The organism is Vibrio sp. YT-18 (assembly GCF_033337345.1).
GTDB lineage: Bacteria > Pseudomonadota > Gammaproteobacteria > Enterobacterales > Vibrionaceae > Vibrio > Vibrio alginolyticus.
In genome coordinates, this window is record NZ_JAWOQO010000001.1 from 85,340 (window position 1) to 105,710 (window position 20,371).

A 20,371-nucleotide genomic window follows, 5' to 3' on the forward strand; every position below is an offset into this window, starting at 1 on the left:
TTCTCGCCGCCCCTAGATTTGGGCGGCGTTGTTTTTTCCGAATATAGGAGTAAGACTATGTTTCAACACTTCTTTTCGGACTATCTTGTGAAGCTTCAGGAAACCAATCATCAGTGGTGGCATGATTTCGAAGTGAACAAGGCAGTCGTGAACTCTCCTTTAAACAAGGCCATGCAAGAAGTGAACTTTGAGGATACTGCCAAACTGTTCGAACAAGCTGCGAATCAGCCTGCTGCGATTTTAAAGCTGCAAGCACAGTGGTGGGAACAGCAGCTGCAAATTTGGCAGAATGTTGCATTGGCAGGGAACCAAGCACAAATCGTCGAAGCTGAAAAAGGGGATAAGCGTTTCTCAAACGAAGCGTGGCAAAATGAAGCCATGTATAGCTTCATCAAACAATCCTACCTTTTATTTAGTAAGACCTATCTGGACACCATCGAGTCTTTGGAAGGCTTAGATGAAAAGACGAAAGAACGTATTATTTTTTTCTCTCGCCAAGCCATTAACGCCCTTTCTCCTTCCAACTTCATCGCCACTAACCCAGAGCTTTTGAAGCTGACACTTGAGCAAAACGGTCAAAACTTACTGGCAGGCTTAGAGCAGTTGAAAGAAGACGTTGAGTCGAGCGCAGACATTTTAAAAATTCGTATGACGAATAACAATGCATTCCGCGTGGGCGATGACGTTGCGACGACACAGGGCAATGTGGTTTTTCAAAACGAATTGTTTGAGTTGATTCAATATCGACCTCTAACAGAGAAAGTGAATGCGACGCCGCTGCTCATCGTCCCACCTTTCATCAATAAATACTACATCCTTGATTTAACAGCAAAGAACTCAATGGTTCGATGGTTGTTAGAGCAGGGGCATAGTGTATTTATGATGTCTTGGCGCAATCCAGGCAAGGCACAAGCGCACATAGAGTTTGGTGACTACGTGACAGAAGGCGTAGTGAAAGCCGTCGCTGCAATTGAAGATATAACAGGACAAGAGCAAATCAATGCTGCTGGTTATTGTATCGGTGGTACTGTTTTAGCAAGCACGGTTGCCTACTACGCTGCAAAACGTATGAAGAAGCGCATTAAGTCTGCCACTTTCTTCACCACGTTGCTCGACTTCTCTCAACCAGGTGAAGTCGGCGCGTATATCAATGACACCATTGTTAGTGCAATTGAAGCGCAAAATAACGCAAAAGGGTATATGGACGGCCGTTCCTTAAGCGTGACGTTTAGTTTACTGCGTGAAAACAGCTTGTACTGGAACTACTACGTCGACAATTACTTGAAGGGTAACAGTCCGGTTGATTTCGACTTGTTGTACTGGAATAGCGATAGCACCAACGTCAGCGCTGCATCTCACAATTTCTTGCTTCGCGAGCTCTATTTAGAGAACAAGCTGGTGCAAGATAAAGGCGTCAAAATTGGTGGAGTATGGATTGATCTAAATAAGATCAAAATTCCTAGCTATTTTGTGTCAACGAAAGAAGACCACATTGCGTTATGGCAGGGAACTTACCGTGGTGCGCTGAACACGGGTGGTAACAAAACGTTTGTCCTCGGTGAGTCTGGTCATATTGCGGGCATCGTGAACCCTCCAGCTAAAAATAAGTATGGTTATTGGTTGAACGATAATTTGGATGACTCTGCTGATGAGTGGTTGAATAACGCGGAACACAAAGAGGGATCGTGGTGGACACACTGGAACGAGTGGTTACTCCAATTCAACCCTAAAGAGCAAGTTGAGCCTTTCCCTATTGGCTCAGAAAACCATCCGGTTATTGATGAGGCGCCAGGACAATACGTCAAACAGGTTCTGCCAGTAAAAGAATCTTAAACGACTCCCTATAGCAGTAAATCTTAGCGGCCTTTATGGTCGCTTTTTTTATGTATGATTGCTTGTTTATTGTTGGCAAGTACCATTGATTAATAAATAAAAAGCGCCGAGCATTTGCTCGGCGCTCAGTGTCAACAAATAGGCTAGTTGACGAGTAGAGATGCGTTACGTTATACCTCTTTATCCTTACCAAATGACAGCAGCCAGAGAGAGATTGCTGCTACCGCCACAAAGCCGGAAAGAATAATCACTGGCATAGCACTGTAGCCAAGGATATGCCAAATTACAGATTCTAATGTACTCATGGTAAGTCTCCTTAGTGCCAGCCTTCAACGCCGCTCATGTCTGGTAGTTTGTGCGCAATACCTTTGTGACAGTCTACACATGTTTTCTCGCCTGAAGCTAGAGCGGTGGAGTGTTGTTCTGCCGCACGTGATCCTTGCTGAGAGTAATCCATGAAATCAAACTCATGACAGTTACGACATTCAAGAGAGTCATTCTTTTTCATACGTGCCCACTCTCGCTCTGCGAGGTGTCCACGACGCTCTTGGAACTTCTCTGGCGTATCGATCGTCTTCGTTACGAAGTGTGCAAATAGCTCTTTAGATGCCTGTACTTTACGAACGATCTTATCCGTCCATTCATGAGGAACGTGACAGTCTGAACAAATCGCACGAACACCAGAACGGTTGGAGTAGTGAATTGTTTCTTGAATTTCAGCAACGATCGGCGCGTGACAGCCAGAACAGAATTCTTCTGTGTTGGTTGCTTCCATACCTGTGTTGAATGCGCCCCAAAATAGAAGGCCACCAGCGAAGCCTAGAAATAAAACCACACCAGCGGCAGCTTTACTCGGGCTCGACAGTCTCTTCCAAAACGCTTTAAGTATTTTCATAAGTAACCTCTTAGTACTCGCGTTTCAATTACTGAAGCGAATCGACTGCCTTAAACTCGTTTTCCACTAGTGGTTTTGCATCCGTTTGTGGAACGTGACATTGCAAACAGAAGTAACGACGAGGAGACATATCTGCCAGTACCGCATCTTCTCTGTTTACATAGTGCGTTACGCTAATTTTAGTCGCACCTGACTCTTTTGCATTTTTCCAGCTATGACATGCAAGACACTTGTTAGCATTTAACGAAATTTCGTAGTGACGAATGCTGTGTGGGATCAACGGTGGTTGATAAACATAGCTGTCTTCAACGATTTGATCTTTAGGGAAGTCTTTGAACTCGTCTGCTGGACGCGTATCTTCCAATTGAGACATTCCACGTAAAGATTCTAGACCACCAATACCACCAGGATTATCCAACTCAGCTTGCGCAATGCCTGTCACTAACGCACCTACAGATAAAACTGCGACAAGTAATTTTTTCATCATTTCATCTCCGCCTTTATGGCTTAAATTCTTTATTAGGCCGCCATAATGACGGCCGTAGCATTCAGTATCTGAAGGTTAAGCAATCTTAGTGATTTTGACTGGGCACTTCTTAAAGTCTGTCTGTTTAGACAGTGGATCAGTCGCATCTAGGATAAGCTTGTTAATCAAAATACGTGCATCAAAGAACGGTACGAATACCAAACCTTTTGGCGGACGGTTACGACCGCGAGTTTCAACACGAACGCGTACTTCACCGCGTTTGTTTGCCATGAGTACTTCTTCACCACGACGAACATTGCGTGCTTTTGCGTCTTCTGGGTGCATGTAACACACTGCGTCTGGTACTGCTTTGTATAATTCAGGTACACGACGAGTCATGGTGCCTGTGTGCCAATGCTCAAGAACACGACCAGTACATAACCACATATCAAATTCATCGTTCGGTACTTCTGGTGGCGCTTCGTATGGCGCGGAAATGATCTTCGCTTTGCCATCAGCATTGCCGTAGAAGTCCCAACCAGAACCTTCTTTTGCGTATGGGTCTGAACCTTCTTTAAAGCGCCACTGTGTTTCTTTACCATCAACAACAGGCCAACGTAGACCACGTACTTGATGGTAGCGGTCGTATGGAGCCAAATCATGCCCGTGACCACGGCCAAATGTTGCGTATTCCTCAAACAGACCTTTTTGAACATAGAAACCGAAGTGGTGAGCATCGTCATTCAGTTCACGAGCTTCTTCGATAGGGAATTTGTCGACGTTACCATTGCGGTAAAGTACGTCGTACATTGTTTTACCACGGTATTGAGGCGCTTTCGCTAGAAGCTCTTCAGGCCACACTTCTTCCATTTTGAAGCGTTTCGAGAACTCCATTAGCTGCCACAGGTCGGATTTTGCTTGACCGACTGTGCCCACTTGTTGGTACCAAGCTTGAGTACGACGCTCTGCGTTACCGTAAGCACCTTCTTTTTCAATCCACATTGCGGTAGGAAGAATAAGGTCTGCTGCTTGTGCTGTTGCTGTCGGGTATGGGTCAGACACAACGATGAAGTTTTCTGGGTTGCGGTAACCTGGAAGACGTTCTGTGTTGATGTTTGGACCGGCTTGCATGTTGTTGTTACATTGAACCCAGTAACAGTTCAGAACGCCGTCATTCAGCATACGGTCTTGCAATACGGCGTGGAAGCCAGGTTTTGGTGGAATCGTACCTTCTGGCAGTTTCCAGATGTCTTCTGCAATCTTACGGTGTTTAGGGTTAGCAACCACCATGTCCGCTGGTAGGCGGTGAGCAAACGTACCAACCTCACGAGCGGTACCACATGCTGATGGTTGGCCCGTTAGTGAGAATGGACTGTTCCCCGGAGTCGAGATCTTACCGGTTAGTAGGTGGATGTTGTAAACCAAGTTATTCATCCATACACCACGAGTATGCTGGTTCATGCCCATTGTCCATAGAGACATCACTTTCGTGTTTGGATCCGCGTATTGCTTCGCAAGCTCGATAAGCTTCTCTTTCTCAACACCAGAGATTTCAGATGCTTTCTCTACTGTGTATGGCGCTACTGATTTCTTGTACTCTTCGAATGAGATAGAAGTGAGTTTGCCAGAGTTCGGGTTCTTCGCTGCTTTTTGTAGCGGATCATCGTCACGTAGACCGTAGCCGATGTCAGTGTCTGCTTGAGTGAAGTTCGTGTGTTTGTTCACGAAGTCCCAGTTTACTGCATCGTTTTCGATGATGTAGTTTGCGATGAAGTTAGCAATTGCAAGGTCAGACTGAGGATTGAAAATGTAGCCGTGGTCTGCCAACTCAAATGAACGATGGTAGTAAGTAGAAAGCACGTTCACTTTAACGTGAGGGTGGCTTAGGCGGCGGTCAGTAATGCGAGTCCATAGAACCGGGTGCATCTCTGCCATGTTTGAGCCCCAAAGAACGAAAGCGTCTGCGTTCTCAAAGTCATCGTAACAACCCATTGGCTCATCGATACCGAATGCGCGCATGAAACCTACAACGGCAGAAGCCATACAGTGGCGAGCGTTTGGATCAATGTTGTTTGATCGGAAGCCTGCTTTCATTAACTTTGATGCAGCGTAGCCTTCCATTACTGTCCATTGGCCTGAGCCAAACATACCTACGCTTGTTGGGCCTTTTTTCTCGAGGGAAGCTTTCCATTTCTCAGCCATGATGTCGAAAGCGTCATCCCAAGAGATAGGTGTAAATTCACCATCTTTGTGGAATTTGCCATCTTTCATTCGTAGCATCGGTTGAGTTAGACGGTCTTGACCGTACATGATCTTAGAAAGGAAGTAACCTTTGATGCAGTTCAGACCTTTGTTTACTGGTGCTTCTGGGTCACCCTGTGTTGCTACCACTTTGCCGTTTTGAGTGCCAACAAGAACAGAACAGCCTGTACCACAGAAACGACAAGGTGCTTTGTCCCATGTGATTTTGGTTTGATCAGAGCTTGCAATCAGGTTGGCTGCAGATGCTGGTAGTGTCACACCTGCGACAGCAGCAGCTGATGCAGCCGCGTTTGCTTTCACAAACGCACGTCTTGTCATTTTCATACTTCACCCTCGATTTGGGAATGTTGTGTTCCAGTGTCTTCTTCATCCGTTTCTTCAAGCCCAGTTTCGATTTGGTGATAAACCAATACCGTGCTTAAGACGTTCGGTAAATTGTTAATGGCATCGATAGTGTCTGTGATGAAACCTTGGTTCTCAGTTTCAAGTACGACGATAATCTTGCCTTCAGGACTGTCACCATAGATTTCCGCATTTTCGTGTGCTTCTATCTTTTGTTTGATTTCGTCCAAATGTTCCGGCAGCACATGTACTACCAAACTTGAAATATGCACTTCATTTAGTGACATATAGCTCTCTCATTTATTTTTATTGCCTTTGGCCGACGACATTCGGCTTAGGCTGTTGTATTGCTCACATTGATGGATGAAGTTGGGCACACTGAAACACAGGCGCCGCAGCCGTTACACTCATCAAGGTCTAAATTGGGTTGTGCTACTTTCCCCAGTTCTAATTTGAACTGAATCGCCATCGGGTCGCACATATCCCCACAGCTTCGGCATTCGACATTTTGTTTTGCTAAGCAGTTATCGTTGATACTTGCTTTTGCTTGCCAAGGTTGTTCTGTTTCTGGCAAGAAAAGGGGCTCAGGACAGGCGTTTGCACATTGATAGCAAAATGTGCATTCATCGATGGAAAAATCGACCGAGGGGAATCCGCCATCACTTTTGGTTATAATCTTTGTTTCACAGGCCTCAATGCATTTACCGCAGCGAGTGCAATCGTCCGTAAACTGTTGCGGTTTAGTTAACCAAGGCAAACGTACGACGTTGTCGGGGTGCGCTTTTCTTGCAAAGAGTCTTCTTCTGGAAAGGTCTACCACTTAGTCACCTCGAAACTTGGAACCCAAACTAAGCATAGTCCACAATTTTCATTAATAAACTGTCATTTAAACTAACGAAATTGTAGTTTTTGACATATTTGTATAAATACCTCTTAGGGGGTAAATGGTATGCAATATTGTTTTGGATCAATAAATTCCGTCGCAGGTGATCACATATTGATAAAGTTGAAAGGTAATGGGTTCATTGCACGTACAAATAGGATTGTTAATGGGCGAGGAACTCAGATTGTTTAAAAATGTGAAAAAGTCGGTGACGCGCACGATTGCGTCCGCAATGCTTCTTATTTTGCTGCTCTCAGTTGCTACGACTGGTTTTGCGATTTTTACGTTAGCGTCCAGTTTGAACGATGCTGAAGCCGTCAATGTTGCTGGCTCGATGCGAATGCAAAGCTACCGTCTAGCGAATGATATTCAGGTTAAATCTGTTGACTATTCTTCACATATTGACGCATTTGAAAATTCGATATATTCACCTTCAATGAAAGCGCTTCAGCATTGGTCTGTGCCTGAAGACATCACTCACGATTACTACCGCCTTATTATCAGATGGCATGAACTCAAGGCGGTGCTTAGAGGAGACAACCCGGCAGAATATCAACTCCTAGTGGCCGGTTTTGTTGAACAAATCGATGAGTTTGTATTTAAGCTGCAAAGCTTTTCGGAGCAAAAACTGATTAACTTAGCCTGGATCGGCGGGTTAGGGTTGGGTGGCATCCTTTGTGTCAGTATGTTTGTCGTTCATTTTGTGCGCCTCGAAGTTGTTCGGCCTCTGCGTGCCTTAGTTTTTGCTAGCGAGCAAATTAAAAATCGCTCATTCAATATATCGCTCAATGTATCCAGCGATAATGAAATGGGAATACTGACTCGAACCTTTAACCGGATGGCGACAGACCTTGGTAAGTTGTACCGAGGATTAGAGCAAGCGGTTGATGAGAAAACACGTAAATTGCAGCATGCCAACCAGTCTTTAGAAGTGCTGTATGACTCGTCAAAAGAACTCACGGCGTCGCGTATTAATCAAGACAATTTCCAGGCGATTTTGCAGCATATCGTCAGTCTTGAGGGCATTAAAGCGGTCAAACTTGAAATCGAGCAGTTGGGAGAACCGAGCTGGATATTGATGGAAGGAGAAGAATGCTGCCAAGATTGTGATGAAGATTGCCACGGTAAAGCCCTGATGCTAGATGGTGAGCACTTGGGCTATTTATATTGGAAAGCAGGGTTACCTTGTCCGAACGAGGCTCTTATTGACAACTTCGTGCAGATTTTATCACGCGCTGTGTATTACAATCGGGCGCAGCGCCAAGCAGAACAAATTCTGCTGATGGAAGAGCGAGCCACTATTGCTCGGGAGTTGCATGATTCATTGGCTCAAGCACTCTCTTACTTAAAAATTCAGGTCGCTTTGTTGAAGAGAAGCGTAAAGAACTTGCCTGACGAAAAGGCGATCGCGCAGGCTAATCAAGTTATTGCCGAGCTAGATACGGGCTTATCTGCGGCTTATACGCAGTTACGCGAATTACTGACGACGTTTCGTCTTACGATTAAAGAGGGTAGTTTTGGCCAAGCATTGCAAGACATGGTTGAAACGCTCAGTGAACAAACTGCTGCGGACATTACGCTAAAAAATAGACTTTCATCAACTGAACTGGACGCACATCAGCAGGTTCATTTACTACAGTTGATAAGAGAAGCGGCAATTAATGCTATCAAACATGCGCAAGCAGATAATATTCACATTCAATGTCTCGATAATGATGGAAAAGTCACAGTAACCGTTAGCGACGATGGAATAGGCTTTGAACATCAAGACGAAAAATTAAATCATTACGGTATGAGTATCATGCAAGAGCGGGCCGCTAGACTGCATGCCGATCTGCACATCGAAGCATCGATAAACAAAGGTTGTACCGTAAAATTAGAATTCCAACATAGTAAGGAAGTAAACAGTGACAGTGTGTAAAGTAATGCTGGTGGATGATCATCCACTCATGCGAAGAGGTATCCACCAGCTTTTAAGCTTTGAGCCTGAGTTTGAGGTCATTGCAGAAGCAAGTAATGGCGCGGATGCAGTAGCGAAAGCGCATGAGCTAGAACTGGATCTTGTACTTCTTGATCTTAATATGAAAGGCATGTCTGGCCTTGATACTTTGCAAGCACTGCGTGCAGATGGCTGTGAAGCCAGAATTGTCATTCTAACCGTTTCAGATAGTCCAGCAGATATAGAAGCAATAGTTCGAAGTGGTGCCGATGGCTATTTATTGAAAGACACTGAGCCTGATGAGTTGGTTGAGTTGCTAAAACAAGCGCACCAAGGGGACAGGGCATACAGCCAAGAAGTTTCTAAGTATTTGAGTGAACGTTCAGAGCAAGAGGACGTGTTTGATACACTGACCGATCGTGAATCTCAGATCTTAAGAGAGGTGGCAAGAGGTTTCCGCAACAAGCAAATTGCCGATCGTCTTTTTATCTCTGAGTCTACGGTTAAAGTACATATGAAGAGTTTACTTAAAAAGCTTCAAGTTCCTTCTCGTACTGCAGCAACCGTCCTTTATCTTGAGCGCTTTGGCGACATCAAATAACATTGTTGGATTTGAATCTGTAATAATAAATAAAATCAAATGCTTATATTGATTCTGACGAATAAAAAAACCGCCTAACAGGCGGTTTTTTTACTTGTCTGGGCGAATAGAGTACAAGTCACTGTTGTGCTTACCACACTCCAAATAGTACTGATAAGCCACTTTTTTGCTTTCAGCAATGACTCTCATGCAGTGCATTTTCCCCTGTTCAAAATATCGAATCTCATATTCTACACTGGTATCAAGTTGCTCAGCGGCTGCCATACTTCGCCTCCATAAACCATCCAAAAAACATCCATGCAAATTATATGCCGTTATAGGGAGCGTCGTTCGGTACGTTTTTTAGCCGATAATTGCGCTCTAACTCACTTTTTTGCGGATAGCTGTGATCAAAAAGTTAATTTCAAACTCTATATATTATTAAGGTGGCAATCAATATTTGTCACACTGGTGTAAGTTTGCCGCAATACTAAGTGATACAGGTTGAGTATAGAACTTAATCAACAGAAAAGGGAATACGAATAAGTGACTAAATTAAAGGATGTATCTAATAAGGCGCTTCGTTATGGCCTTCTATTTTGCTTCGTATTTCTGCTTGCCGGTTGTGCGAAAAAGTTTTTATACAGCAATATCGATTGGTTCGTGCTCGATTACTTAGAGGACTATGTCTCGTTGCAAGGGGAACAAGAAGTCCTAGTGGAAGAGCGCTTATTATTGTTGGCAGACTGGCACAAGAAAGAGGAGTTACCATTATATATCGAACATTTAAAAGACCTTGAGAGATTAAAAGCGAGCGATATCACCTTAAATTACTTACAAAAAAATCGAGATAGAATGCGAGCGCATTACGATAGAGTGGTCAGAAAAGCAGCACCAGATCTTTTTGCGTTAAGTTTGCAATTAACGAAAGAGCAAGAACGCGAGTTTTTGAGTAATGTACAAGAACATTATCAAGAGCGAAACGCAAAATATGCCGATAAGACAGAAGACGAAGTGCGTGAAATTATTCTGGATAACACTGAAGAGTGGATGGAAGAATGGCTGGGGAATCTATCAGGAAATCAGCGTCAATTAGCTCAAACATTTTCTCAGCAAGTTATTTTAAACAGCCCTTTATGGAGAGATTATCGAGCCACGGTATATCAAGAGCTCGAATACTTGTTCGACAACAAATCTAATGTTGTGACTTATCAAGATATATTTATGCGACTCTTGTTCGAGCCAGAGAGTTATTATAGTGAGCAGCTTTCTCTGAATATTGACTCTAACTTTGCATTGGTTGATCAACTGACATTAGATGTTTCTCGTTCCATGACCGATAAGCAATGGCGTCATTTTCGTGAAAAGGTTAAAGAGTGGCGAGTACTGGCTGAGGAACTTTTAGATTAAATTCATACTTCAATGAGCGAAAGCAAAGCGCAAAAGCCTTTCTTATCAAAAAATGATTCAAAGCAAATTCTTATTGAGCTAAGAGCGTAACATAGCGTGAGGTTTGATGAGGCAACGTCAGCTTATCAATGCGTGATAAGGCCTCATCGTACAAAACAATGAGAATAAATATGAAACATTTAGTTGAAAGATTTCTTCGATACGTCACGTTTGATACCCAATCCAATCCACATGTGACGCTTTGCCCAAGTTCACCTGGTCAGCTTGTGTTTGCTGAGTTACTTAAAAATGAGATGATCGAGCTTGGTTTAAGTGACGTGACTTTGGATAAAAATGGCTACTTGATGGCTAAACTGCCAGCCAATGTTGATTATGAGGTTCCTCCTATCGGCTTCATTGCCCATATGGATACCGCGCCGGATGCATCTGGCAAAAACGTAAAGCCGCAATTCATCGAAGATTACCAGGGTGGCGATATTGCATTAGGGTTGGGGGATGAAGTGTTATCTCCCGTGCAATACCCAGATTTACATCACCTACATGGCCACAATCTTATTACTACCGATGGCACTACATTACTTGGCGCGGATAACAAAGCTGGTATCGCAGAGATTCTTTCCGCGGTAGCTCTGCTACTGGAAAACCCAGACATTCCACACGGCGACATTTGTATCGGCTTTACTCCGGATGAAGAAATCGGTCGTGGTGCAGATTTGTTTAATGTTAAAAAATTTGGCGCGAAATGGGCATACACTATAGATGGTGGCCCGCAAGGTGAGTTGGAATACGAAAACTTTAATGCAGCAAACGCTGATGTAATTTTTCATGGTGTTAGCGTTCATCCAGGTACTGCAAAAGGCAAAATGGTCAATGCGATGAACTTGGCTGCGAAATTTCAAGTTCAAATGCCCCAAGATCAAACTCCGGAAACAACCGAAGGTTACGAAGGGTTCTTCCATCTAAAATCGGCAGAAATGGGCGTTGCACGAAGCGAGCTCGGTTACATTATTAGAGACTTTGACCGTCAAAGGCTTGAGGAGCGAAAAGCCTTTATGCAGAAACTCGTCGATGAAATGAACACGGGTTTACGCCATGGTTCTGTAGAGCTAAAAATAAAAGACAGCTATTACAATATGAGAGAAATGGTTGAGCCTTACCCTCATATCATTGAGTTGGCGAAGCAAGCGATGGAAGCGTGTGATGTGGAACCGATTATAAAACCTATTCGTGGTGGTACAGATGGCGCTCGTTTATCTTTTATGGGTTTGCCGTGCCCGAATATCTTCACCGGTGGTTTTAACTTCCACGGAATTCATGAGTTTATTTCTGTTGAAATGATGGAAAAATCAGTACTCGTTATTGTCAAAATTGCTGAGCTCACAGCGAAAAAACACAGTTAAAAGACTACGTCGAGACCTCTTGCAGATTTAATAACAAAATAGCCCAGATCTCTCTGGGCTATTTAAATATTAAGATGGAATACTAGCGCACGTCTTTGTCTTCAATTTCAATGTCTTCTAGCGGTAACCAGTCGACTTTCACCCCCGCTTGGTCGAACATATCTTGACTGACTTGGATTTTATCTCCCCAGCGAGATAAAAAGTCTTCAGACTGCTCAGGGCAGTGTACGTGTGAGATCCCTGTTTGAATGATCTTTGCCGCGCAGTTAGGGCAAGGAAAATGCGTTACCCAAATATCACATCCGTCTAAGTCACGTTTTGAGAACAAAATTGCGTTCTCTTCCGCGTGCAGTGTTTTAAGGTATTTCAACTCGCGCTCATCGGTGTCGACACTGTCAGAAACACCATGCGGATAGCCATTAAATCCAACAGATACAATGCGATTCTGTTTAGTAATAACGGCACCGACTTGTGTTGATGGGTCCTTACTCCAAGACGCCACTAGTTCTGCCATCTGGTAAAAGCGTTTCGCCCATTTAGAAATCATAGTCATCCTCTCTGTCGAAGGCGTTGAATTAATTGAATGATAACCCATTTATATTAAAAAAATAGTCAAAATCGGGGTCTTGAGTATGAAGGCGTCACTTTTTACCTTTTTAGCTACAAAACGTTCTTATCTTGAGCACTGAATCTCACTTTACGCCCGAATACAATACTCCCGTTAGTGTTTCCAAGCACACGCTAAAATTCGCGATCTCCTAAGGCGTATATTAAATAGTTATGATTGAGTTGTATGTATATTGCTCATTGAATACCACTGTTAACTAAATTACTTTATTTTCCTTTTGTTTCTCATGTTTACATTTAGAAACACCTTGGGCGCTTTTCAGTGAAGTTTTCAGTGGCAGCAAGGAGTAAGGTTGATAGGAATTCAACAATATCCTGTTCTATAAAGACGGTAAATACATGCAAAAGAAACCACTTGTCGCACTAATGGCGGCTACAGCAATCCTCGCTGGATGCGGGGAAGCTAATAATGCCCAAACGAAAGGTCAAGCGCCTCTCGTAGTGACTCAGGATGTCACGGTTATCGACTACCAACCGAGCAAGTCTTATATCGGTCGCATTGAAGCAGTAGAAGATACCAATATTACCGCGCAGATTTCTGGCTACTTAAAAGCTCGTCACTTTGAAGAGGGGCAAATGGTAGAAAAAGGGCAGCTCCTTTACTCTATCGAGCCATCTTCTTTTGAAGCCCAAGTCGCGAGTGCTAAAGCCGCACTTGCACAAGCTAAAGCGGCGCTAAAAAAAGCCGAATTAGATCATACTCGAGGTAAAAACTTGTTGCCTCGCGGTAGTATCTCTCAATCTGAGTTTGATGCTTTAACAGCTGCACTTCTTGGTGCGAGAGCAGAGCTAGAAGCGGCAAATGCTCAACTTAAACTTGCTGAAGTTAACCTTTCCTATACTCAAATCCGAGCACCTTTTAGCGGACGTATTAGTGATACCAAAGTGAGTACGGGTGATCTGGTTTCTCCGTCATCTGGCGTGCTGACAACTCTGGTGAGTTTAGATCCAGTTCATACCTCATTTAGTGTGAGTGAGCGTGAGCGTTTAGCTATGGGTATGGATCAAGTAAAAGGTGATGGCTCGGCTGAATCAAACCGCGTTGAAGTTCAGCTTGAACTGGAAAATGGACAGTTTTTTGAGCATCTCGGTAAGCTTGATTTCTTAGGTAATCGTATTGACACCAAAACGGGTACGATTGCTATGCGCGCGTTAGTGCCAAACCCAGAGCAGAAGTTACTTCCGGGTCAACACATCAAAGTGAACTTGAGAGATAAGAACACGAAAGACGTTATTGTTATCCCACGACGTGCCGTACAGACTGACTTAGAAGGTGACTTTGTGATGGTGATGGCTGAGGGAAGTGTGGCAGAGCGTCGTAACGTCGAGCTTGGCCCTCAGGTTGAACAAGGCATTATCATTCGAGAAGGGCTCGATCAGGAAGATACGGTTATTACACAAGGCCTACAACGTGTGCGTAATGGTGTAGAAGTGCGCCTTCAAGCACCTGCTGAAGATAAGCAGTAGGGGGCACTATGTTAAGTCGTTTCTTTATTCAGAGACCTAAATTCGCGCTGGTTATTTCGATCATATTAACGCTAGCCGGCGCGATCTCACTGGCGATTTTGCCAGTGGCTGAGTATCCACATATAAGCCCGCCATCAGTAAGCGTTTCGGCTTACTACACTGGCGCGAGTGCGGAAGTTGTCGAGCAGGCCATTGCGGACCCCATAGAGACCTCAGTCAACGGCGTTGAGGATATGATATACATGTCTTCAAAGAGCGCGAACGATGGCTCTTACAGCCTAAACGTCACGTTCGATGTTGGCACCGATCCAGATATGGCGCAAGTTAACGTGCAAAACCGCGTGTCACAGATTGAGTCAAAACTGCCTCAAGAAGTTCGCATGGTTGGTGTGACGGTGAAAAAGCGTTCACCTGACTTGCTGATGGTACTTAACTTCTATTCACCTGATGGCAAATACGATGATCAGTTCTTGATTAACTACATTAACTTGAATGTAAAAGATCAGTTGGCTCGTGCGAAAGGTATCAGTGAAGTTAACGTGATTGGTGGTGGCGAATACGCAATGCGTGTTTGGTTAGATCCTGAAAAAATGGCCAACCTTAAGCTAACCACGTCAGACGTATACGCCGCTTTGGCTGAACAGAACGTTCAAGTTGCGGCAGGGCGTGTAGGTGCAGCACCATACAACAATCCGCAAGAAGTTCAGTTTAACCTTGTGACCAAAGGTCGCCTGGAAAGCGTGAGTGAGTTTGAGAACGTAGTCCTTCGAGCTAATCCCAATGGCTCTACGGTTTATCTGAAAGATGTTGCTCGCGTTGAACTAGGCAAAAAGTTCTACGATGGTAACGGTAAGTTCCGTGGCCAGGACGCGTCAATCGTTGCGTTGTCTCTTCAATCGGATGCGAATGCGTTAGAAAGTGGTCAGGCCGTCATGGAGCTCCTTGAAGGCTTGAGCAAAAACTTCCCAGAGGGAATGGAATACGAGACCAGCTACGATACAACCGTGTTCGTATCTGAATCGATCAAAGGGGTAGTAAAAACACTGATTGAAGCGATTCTATTAGTGATTGCTGTAACTTACTTGTTCTTGGGTAGTGCGCGTGCAACGTTGATTCCTGTTGTCGCGATCCCCGTATCTCTGATTGGTACGTTTGCCATCATGCAGGCAACGGGCTTCACCATTAATACGGTTACTTTGTTTGGCTTGATCCTTGCGATTGGTATCGTGGTGGACGATGCGATTCTGGTTATCGAAAACGTCGATACTACCATGGCGAAAGACCCAAGCATTTCACCGCGTAAAGCGACGTTGCTAGCGATGAAAGAAGTAACGGGCCCAATCATCACGTCGACCTTGGTCCTACTTGCGGTATTCATACCTGTTGCCATGCTGCCAGGTATCACTGGTATCATGTATCGCCAGTTCGCTTTGACCATCTGTATTTCGGTTGTGATTTCATCCATCAATGCATTGACGCTGTCCCCAGCACTTTGTTCTCTGGTATTGAAGCAGGGTGGGGGCAATACCGCTAACTGGTTCCAGGCTTTCAACAGAGGCTTAGAGCGCATCACTACGCGTTATGGCCAGATCGCTGGTTTCTTGGTGAAGAAGTCTTTACTGCTCGTGACGTTCTTTATAGTTGCTATCGCAGCGGTCACTTTCTTTGCGAAAACCACCTCTACAGCGTTTGTTCCTCAAGAAGATAAAGGCATTTTGCTGGTTAACGTACAGCTACCAGATTCAGCCTCTTTATCACGTACTGAAGAAGTCACCAATGATTTAATGAAAATGATCGGTGAAGAGCCTGGTGTGGATGGTGTGACGGTTGCGAACGGTTACTCGTTTATGACAGGCGCAGCAGCATCAAACGGTGCTTCTGTATTTATCAAATTGCATGACTGGGATACTCGTAACTCGCTGCAAGGAGAGCACTCTGCTAATGCTATCGCGGCACGTATTAACGGGCGAGCGGCGACAGAGTTACCTCAAGCGGTTGTTTTTGCGATGGGACCACCGGCGGTTCCAGGTATGGGCGCTGCGTCTGGTTTTGAGTTTGTGCTTGAAGACACGCTAGGGCGAAGTCGTACCGACTTGTCGATGGTCATGGGAGAAATGATCCAAGCGGCTAACCAAGCGCCTGAAATTGCCTACACGTTTAGCACGTTCCGCGCGAATGTTCCGCACTACTACGTTGATATCGATCGTGAGAAAGCGCAGCAATTAGGTATTTCGCTGTCGTCTATTTTCCAAACCTTGCAAGGCAACTTAGGTTCGCTTTATGTGAATGACTTCACCATGTTTGGTAAGAACTTCCGCGTAACCATGCAAGCTGATAGCCAGCACCGTAGCAGCATGGAAGATCTAGAGCGTTTCCATGTTCGTTCTTCGAACGGTGATATGGTCCCGTTAAGTACGCTAGTGAGCTACGAGCAAGTGTTTGAGCCTGATGTGGCGTGGCGTTACAACATGTACCGCAGTGCTATCATTCAAGGCCAACCAGCTCCGGGTTACTCTAGTGGTGATGCGATTGCAGCAATGGAACGCGTTGCTGCTGAAGTTCTTCCGCAAGGGTACACGTATGAATGGACAGGTATGGCTTATCAGGAAGTGCTTGCGGGCAACCAAGCCATTTATGCGTTTGCGCTGGCTTTGATATTCATTTACTTGTTTATGGTGGCTCAGTATGAGAGTTGGAGTATTCCACTGGCTATTATTTTGGTGGTCCCAGTAGCAACGTTAGGTTCCTTCCTTGCGTTGAATCTAACTGGCACGCCGCTTAACTTGTATGCCCAAATTGGTCTTGTCTTGCTCATAGCCTTGGCGGCGAAAAACGCAATTTTGATTGTGGAGTTCGCCAAGCAAGAGCGTGAAGAAAAAAATGCTGATATCGATAGTGCAGCGGTTAAAGGAGGCACGTTACGTTTCCGCGCTGTGAATATGACATCTTGGTCATTTATCCTGGGTATCTTCCCGCTTATCTTTGCCGCTGGTGCGGGGCACGTGAGTCAAAACTCACTCGGCGTGTCGCTGATTGGTGGTCTATTGTGTGTGCTTCTAGCAGGTACATTCTTGATCCCAGGCTTCTACGCCCTGGTGCAAAGACAGCGTGAGAAAGTTCATGGCGGCAACACCAAGCTGGTTCCTCTTGATGATGAATAATCACATCCGAAGTGCGCAGTAAGCACGAAGTGACAATTGAAAAAAAGCCCGAAGCAATGATTGCCTCGGGCTTTCTATTTTGAAAAGGGTTATTTTAGCGCAGTTTTGAATTGTGCAACGGCTTCATCCATATCATGAGCTTGAGCAGAGACAGAGTTCACTTCATGCAAGCATTCCTGAGCGGATTGCATGTTATTCTCAGATATGGCGTTTAGCTCGGTGATTGAACCGCTAACTTGGTTCATCACGATACCTTGTTCTTCAATTGCTGAAGCTATGCGCTCCGAATTACCTTGAATTGAATGCATGTCAGTAATGATCTGTTGCAGGCTAGAATCCAGTTTTTCAGAAGCATTAAGTGTTTGTTGCCCTTGATCGTTACATTGATCAATATCAGCAACAACTGTAGACATTTGAGTTTGAATATCTGCAACGACCCGCGTGATTTCCTCAGTGGATTGATGAGTTCGGCTAGCTAGGGCGCGTACTTCATCGGCAACAACTGCAAACCCGCGGCCTTGTTCGCCTGCTCGCGCGGCTTCAATTGCTGCGTTGAGAGCTAGTAGGTTGGTTTGCTCTGCAATCTCTTGGATGATGTTCACGGCACCACCAATTTTATCTACATGCTGATTCAGCGAGCCAATCGACTGCTGGCTGTTTGATAAAATCGTGGTTAGTTGACCGATGTTGGTTACCGTCGCCTCAACAACTCCTCGACCTTGTTCGGCATTATTCGCTGCCTGATGTACGCCTTCTACCGCAACTGATGTGCTCTCAGAGATTTCACCTATTGTGGCAACCATTTGCTGAACTGCCGTCGCCATTGATGCTGTGTGGTCAGTTTGAGTGTGGAATTGCTCCATAACGCCTTCTAACTCACGATGCATATTATCGGTACTTGCAGTGAGTTGCGCCGATTTTTCTTGGGTACTACTAATTAGATGCTCAAGCTTATCCAATAGGTCATTGAGGTGATGACTGATATCAAATAGCTCGTCTTGACCTTTCAAATCAGATCGAAGTCCCATGTTGTTCGTTTCGCTGATACTTCGAATGGTGCCAAGTAAGCTATTCACTCGCGTATTGATTGAACGTGAAATTTGCCAAATCAATGCGAAAATAACGACTAAGATCAGAGCTGTAATGACCTGCTTGATGGTCGACATTTGTTCATCACGTTGTGCGGCAGCAGAGCTAAGGGCTGTGGAAAAGGTTTCAAATTGCTCTTCTACGGCATGGGATAATGCGCGAGTTTCACCGAGTAGGCCTTTGTCATAAGCAACCCCAACAACTTGCTTTTGGGCCGCCAATTGCTTACCTGTTTTGATAAGCTCCGGAGCATATTGCCCCTCAAGCAAGTCACTATTGAATAGTCCTGCTTTTACCGCAGAGTCAAAACGGACTAATGCCAATAACTGCTGGTGGTCTGAACGTTGTTTAGCTTCTAATAGTGCTTGTTCGTAACCGGCGAGAAGCCCACTCTTTGAATCAAGCCCGTATCGTTGGTAAGCGCTGACCAGATTCTGAAAGCCCCTTTGGTATGCGAGCAAGTCTTGCTTAAATTGTTGACTGGAAGGTAATTCATTACTCTTGAGTATGTTCGCAAGCTCTTTTTCTGTGTCTATAAACTTGTCAACATTGGCGTCAAACTTATTTAGATATTTGTCATTACTACGCAGTAGGAAATCTTTTTCATTTCTGCGTAAGTTGAGTAAGCGTATTTCTAGATCACCAACGAGTTTGATGGCGTGATTAAGATCATTGCTCTTATTTTCAAAATGGGATGACGTACCCAAAAGGGCCACGATGCCTAAAATGGCGATAACTCCGAGGAAGTAGAGTTTTTGCCTAATAGTCATATTGTTGTTTCCTGAATAAGTAACTAAAAAGAGAAATCCAATGAGATTTCCAAGGGCTAGCAAACGTTGTTCAACTAACATGTCGAGAAAACGACATGCACTAATACAGCACTTTTTTACGTTGCTGTTTTTTCGCTCCGTGCTTGTTTTTTGTATCAAGTCGTCGGCGTTGAGAAGCGCGGGTTGGTTTCGTTTTAATACGCTTCTTCTCCTGTAAAGCGGCAGCTTTTATCAATGCTTGAAGCCGATTTAGGGCGTCTTCCTTATTTTGTTCTTGTGTCCGAAATTGTTGCGCTTTGATGATGATCACGCCATCTTTACTTATACGACTATCAGAAAGTGCAAGTAATCGCTCTTTGTAAAAGTCAGGTAAGCTTGAATGCCGGATATCAAAGCGCAGGTGTATAGCGGACGCCACCTTGTTAACGTTCTGGCCACCATTTCCTTGAGCTCTAATTGGGGATAATTGAATTTCCCACTCTTGAATTGTGACGGAGTTCGAAATTTTGAGCATGATAAGTAAATGCCGGTAAGGACGATTGAAAGAGCTGATAAATTAACATTACAGATGCACAAATAGAAGAAAAGACATGAGCACGATTGATTTTAGACCCTATGAGGGATTCATATTTGATATGGATGGTACTCTAATCGATACCATGCCAGCCCACTTGGCAGCTTGGCAAGCAACTGCTGAGCGTTTTGATTTTCCGTTTTGCCAGGAATGGTTTCACAGTTTGGGAGGGATGCCGAGCTTTAAAATTGTTGAGGAACTAAATCGTGTGCATGAGCTTTCATTAGATCCTAAAACTGTCGCGACATTTAAAATGGAAACATTCGCTGCTATGGAGCTTCATGGTGACGTTATTCCTTGCACGAACATCGTGTTAGAGGAATATTTAGGCCATAAGAAAATTGCAGTCGGGACTGGCAGCCAACGAGAAAGTGCCATGCGCTTATTAAGCCATGCAGGTTTATTAGACAAGTTGGATGTTGTAGTAACCGCGAGTGATGTAGAGAACCATAAACCCTTTCCAGATACCTTTTTGGTGGCCGCGGAACAACTCGACTTGGAGGCGTCACAGTGTCTTGTGTTCGAGGATACTGAGTTGGGGAAGCGAGCTGCGCATGCAGCTGGTATGGATTGCGTTATGGTGCAAGATAATGAGTTGATCTTTTTCCCAAAACCATAGTGGCAATATCCCTTAATATGAGATCAAAATGGGGTGCAAATGCACCCCATTAAT

General features: G+C 44.5%; 18 protein-coding genes. 8 read left to right on the forward strand and 10 right to left on the reverse strand.

Annotation, left to right across the window (positions count from 1 at the left end):
- Window positions 1–57: 57 nt before the first annotated feature.
- Window positions 58–1,833, forward strand: coding sequence for a class I poly(R)-hydroxyalkanoic acid synthase (gene phaC, locus R7M72_RS00415; RefSeq protein WP_017819891.1), 1,776 nt, complete (start codon window positions 58–60; stop codon window positions 1,831–1,833).
- 170 nt (window positions 1,834–2,003) lie between these two features.
- Here the strand turns inward: phaC and R7M72_RS00420 are convergent, their stop codons facing one another.
- The 6 genes from R7M72_RS00420 to napF form a co-directional block, all read right to left on the reverse strand.
- Window positions 2,004–2,138: a TIGR02808 family protein gene (locus R7M72_RS00420; RefSeq protein WP_005373546.1), complete on the reverse strand. Its 135-nt coding sequence runs from the start codon at window positions 2,136–2,138 to the stop codon at window positions 2,004–2,006.
- Window positions 2,139–2,149: 11 nt separating this feature from the next.
- Window positions 2,150–2,728 carry a NapC/NirT family cytochrome c gene (locus R7M72_RS00425; RefSeq protein WP_005373542.1) on the reverse strand — a complete coding sequence of 193 codons (579 nt, stop codon included), beginning with the start codon at window positions 2,726–2,728 and terminating at the stop codon, window positions 2,150–2,152.
- A gap of 28 nt (window positions 2,729–2,756) precedes the next feature.
- Entirely contained in the window at window positions 2,757–3,212 is a 456-nt protein-coding gene (locus tag R7M72_RS00430; protein WP_005389061.1) for a nitrate reductase cytochrome c-type subunit, read from the reverse strand.
- 78 nt (window positions 3,213–3,290) lie between these two features.
- The gene (napA, locus tag R7M72_RS00435) at window positions 3,291–5,780 is read right to left on the reverse strand and encodes a periplasmic nitrate reductase subunit alpha (RefSeq protein ID WP_005389060.1); all 2,490 of its coding nucleotides are present in this window, start codon (window positions 5,778–5,780) and stop codon (window positions 3,291–3,293) included.
- Window positions 5,777–6,085, reverse strand: coding sequence for a chaperone NapD (locus R7M72_RS00440; RefSeq protein ID WP_005373535.1), 309 nt, complete (start codon window positions 6,083–6,085; stop codon window positions 5,777–5,779). Before R7M72_RS00440 ends, napA begins: the two co-directional genes overlap by 4 nt.
- Window positions 6,086–6,132: 47 nt before the next feature.
- A complete protein-coding gene (gene napF / locus R7M72_RS00445; RefSeq protein ID WP_081107471.1) occupies window positions 6,133–6,618 on the reverse strand; it encodes a ferredoxin-type protein NapF in 486 nt (161 codons plus the stop codon).
- 247 nt (window positions 6,619–6,865) lie between these two features.
- Here napF and narQ point away from each other — a divergent pair, with 247 nt between their 5' ends.
- The gene (gene narQ, locus R7M72_RS00450; protein WP_025998659.1) at window positions 6,866–8,602 is read left to right on the forward strand and encodes a nitrate/nitrite two-component system sensor histidine kinase NarQ; all 1,737 of its coding nucleotides are present in this window, start codon (window positions 6,866–6,868) and stop codon (window positions 8,600–8,602) included.
- A 4-nt stretch (window positions 8,603–8,606) separates the two neighbouring features.
- On the forward strand, window positions 8,607–9,221 hold the full coding sequence (locus tag R7M72_RS00455) for a response regulator (RefSeq protein WP_318056012.1): 615 nt from the start codon (window positions 8,607–8,609) through the stop codon (window positions 9,219–9,221).
- A 90-nt stretch (window positions 9,222–9,311) separates the two neighbouring features.
- Here R7M72_RS00455 and R7M72_RS00460 read toward each other — a convergent pair whose 3' ends face one another.
- Window positions 9,312–9,485: a hypothetical protein gene (locus R7M72_RS00460; protein ID WP_005373524.1), complete on the reverse strand. Its 174-nt coding sequence runs from the start codon at window positions 9,483–9,485 to the stop codon at window positions 9,312–9,314.
- 261 nt (window positions 9,486–9,746) lie between these two features.
- Between R7M72_RS00460 and R7M72_RS00465 the strand changes: the two genes are divergently transcribed.
- Complete coding sequence (locus R7M72_RS00465; RefSeq protein WP_270049746.1) at window positions 9,747–10,610, forward strand: DUF6279 family lipoprotein; 864 nt, start codon at window positions 9,747–9,749, stop codon at window positions 10,608–10,610.
- Between the two features lie 170 nt (window positions 10,611–10,780).
- A complete protein-coding gene (pepT, locus tag R7M72_RS00470; protein WP_270049745.1) occupies window positions 10,781–12,010 on the forward strand; it encodes a peptidase T in 1,230 nt (409 codons plus the stop codon).
- A gap of 82 nt (window positions 12,011–12,092) precedes the next feature.
- On the opposite strand, the gene R7M72_RS00475 is transcribed toward pepT, so the two are convergent.
- Window positions 12,093–12,557 carry a dCMP deaminase family protein gene (locus tag R7M72_RS00475; protein WP_005373515.1) on the reverse strand — a complete coding sequence of 155 codons (465 nt, stop codon included), beginning with the start codon at window positions 12,555–12,557 and terminating at the stop codon, window positions 12,093–12,095.
- Between the two features lie 419 nt (window positions 12,558–12,976).
- On the opposite strand from R7M72_RS00475, the gene vmeY reads away from it, so the two are divergent.
- A complete protein-coding gene (gene vmeY / locus R7M72_RS00480; protein ID WP_017635193.1) occupies window positions 12,977–14,104 on the forward strand; it encodes a multidrug efflux RND transporter periplasmic adaptor subunit VmeY in 1,128 nt (375 codons plus the stop codon).
- An 8-nt stretch (window positions 14,105–14,112) separates the two neighbouring features.
- Complete coding sequence (gene vmeZ, locus R7M72_RS00485; RefSeq protein ID WP_318055974.1) at window positions 14,113–17,265, forward strand: multidrug efflux RND transporter permease subunit VmeZ; 3,153 nt, start codon at window positions 14,113–14,115, stop codon at window positions 17,263–17,265.
- Window positions 17,266–17,354: 89 nt separating this feature from the next.
- On the opposite strand, the gene R7M72_RS00490 is transcribed toward vmeZ, so the two are convergent.
- Window positions 17,355–19,124 carry a methyl-accepting chemotaxis protein gene (locus R7M72_RS00490; protein ID WP_025767924.1) on the reverse strand — a complete coding sequence of 590 codons (1,770 nt, stop codon included), beginning with the start codon at window positions 19,122–19,124 and terminating at the stop codon, window positions 17,355–17,357.
- A gap of 100 nt (window positions 19,125–19,224) precedes the next feature.
- Window positions 19,225–19,638, reverse strand: a complete 414-nt coding sequence (arfB, locus tag R7M72_RS00495; protein WP_017635196.1) for an alternative ribosome rescue aminoacyl-tRNA hydrolase ArfB — start codon at window positions 19,636–19,638, stop codon at window positions 19,225–19,227.
- Window positions 19,639–19,714: 76 nt separating this feature from the next.
- On the opposite strand from arfB, the gene R7M72_RS00500 reads away from it, so the two are divergent.
- Window positions 19,715–20,317: a beta-phosphoglucomutase family hydrolase gene (locus R7M72_RS00500; RefSeq protein ID WP_017819896.1), complete on the forward strand. Its 603-nt coding sequence runs from the start codon at window positions 19,715–19,717 to the stop codon at window positions 20,315–20,317.
- Window positions 20,318–20,371: the final 54 nt, after the last annotated feature.

Coding starts and splice junctions, on each gene's coding strand:
- R7M72_RS00460 (WP_005373524.1), bottom strand. CDS start 9,485: ATGGCAGCCGCTGAGCAACTTGATACCAGTGTAGAATATGAGATTCGA.
- R7M72_RS00440 (WP_005373535.1), bottom strand. CDS start 6,085: ATGTCACTAAATGAAGTGCATATTTCAAGTTTGGTAGTACATGTGCTG.
- R7M72_RS00455 (WP_318056012.1), top strand. CDS start 8,607: ATGCTGGTGGATGATCATCCACTCATGCGAAGAGGTATCCACCAGCTT.
- phaC (WP_017819891.1), top strand. CDS start 58: ATGTTTCAACACTTCTTTTCGGACTATCTTGTGAAGCTTCAGGAAACC.
- napA (WP_005389060.1), bottom strand. CDS start 5,780: ATGAAAATGACAAGACGTGCGTTTGTGAAAGCAAACGCGGCTGCATCA.
- pepT (WP_270049745.1), top strand. CDS start 10,781: ATGAAACATTTAGTTGAAAGATTTCTTCGATACGTCACGTTTGATACC.
- R7M72_RS00425 (WP_005373542.1), bottom strand. CDS start 2,728: ATGAAAATACTTAAAGCGTTTTGGAAGAGACTGTCGAGCCCGAGTAAA.
- vmeZ (WP_318055974.1), top strand. CDS start 14,113: ATGTTAAGTCGTTTCTTTATTCAGAGACCTAAATTCGCGCTGGTTATT.
- R7M72_RS00420 (WP_005373546.1), bottom strand. CDS start 2,138: ATGAGTACATTAGAATCTGTAATTTGGCATATCCTTGGCTACAGTGCT.
- arfB (WP_017635196.1), bottom strand. CDS start 19,638: ATGCTCAAAATTTCGAACTCCGTCACAATTCAAGAGTGGGAAATTCAA.
- R7M72_RS00500 (WP_017819896.1), top strand. CDS start 19,715: ATGAGCACGATTGATTTTAGACCCTATGAGGGATTCATATTTGATATG.
- R7M72_RS00475 (WP_005373515.1), bottom strand. CDS start 12,557: ATGATTTCTAAATGGGCGAAACGCTTTTACCAGATGGCAGAACTAGTG.
- vmeY (WP_017635193.1), top strand. CDS start 12,977: ATGCAAAAGAAACCACTTGTCGCACTAATGGCGGCTACAGCAATCCTC.
- R7M72_RS00430 (WP_005389061.1), bottom strand. CDS start 3,212: ATGAAAAAATTACTTGTCGCAGTTTTATCTGTAGGTGCGTTAGTGACA.
- R7M72_RS00490 (WP_025767924.1), bottom strand. CDS start 19,124: ATGACTATTAGGCAAAAACTCTACTTCCTCGGAGTTATCGCCATTTTA.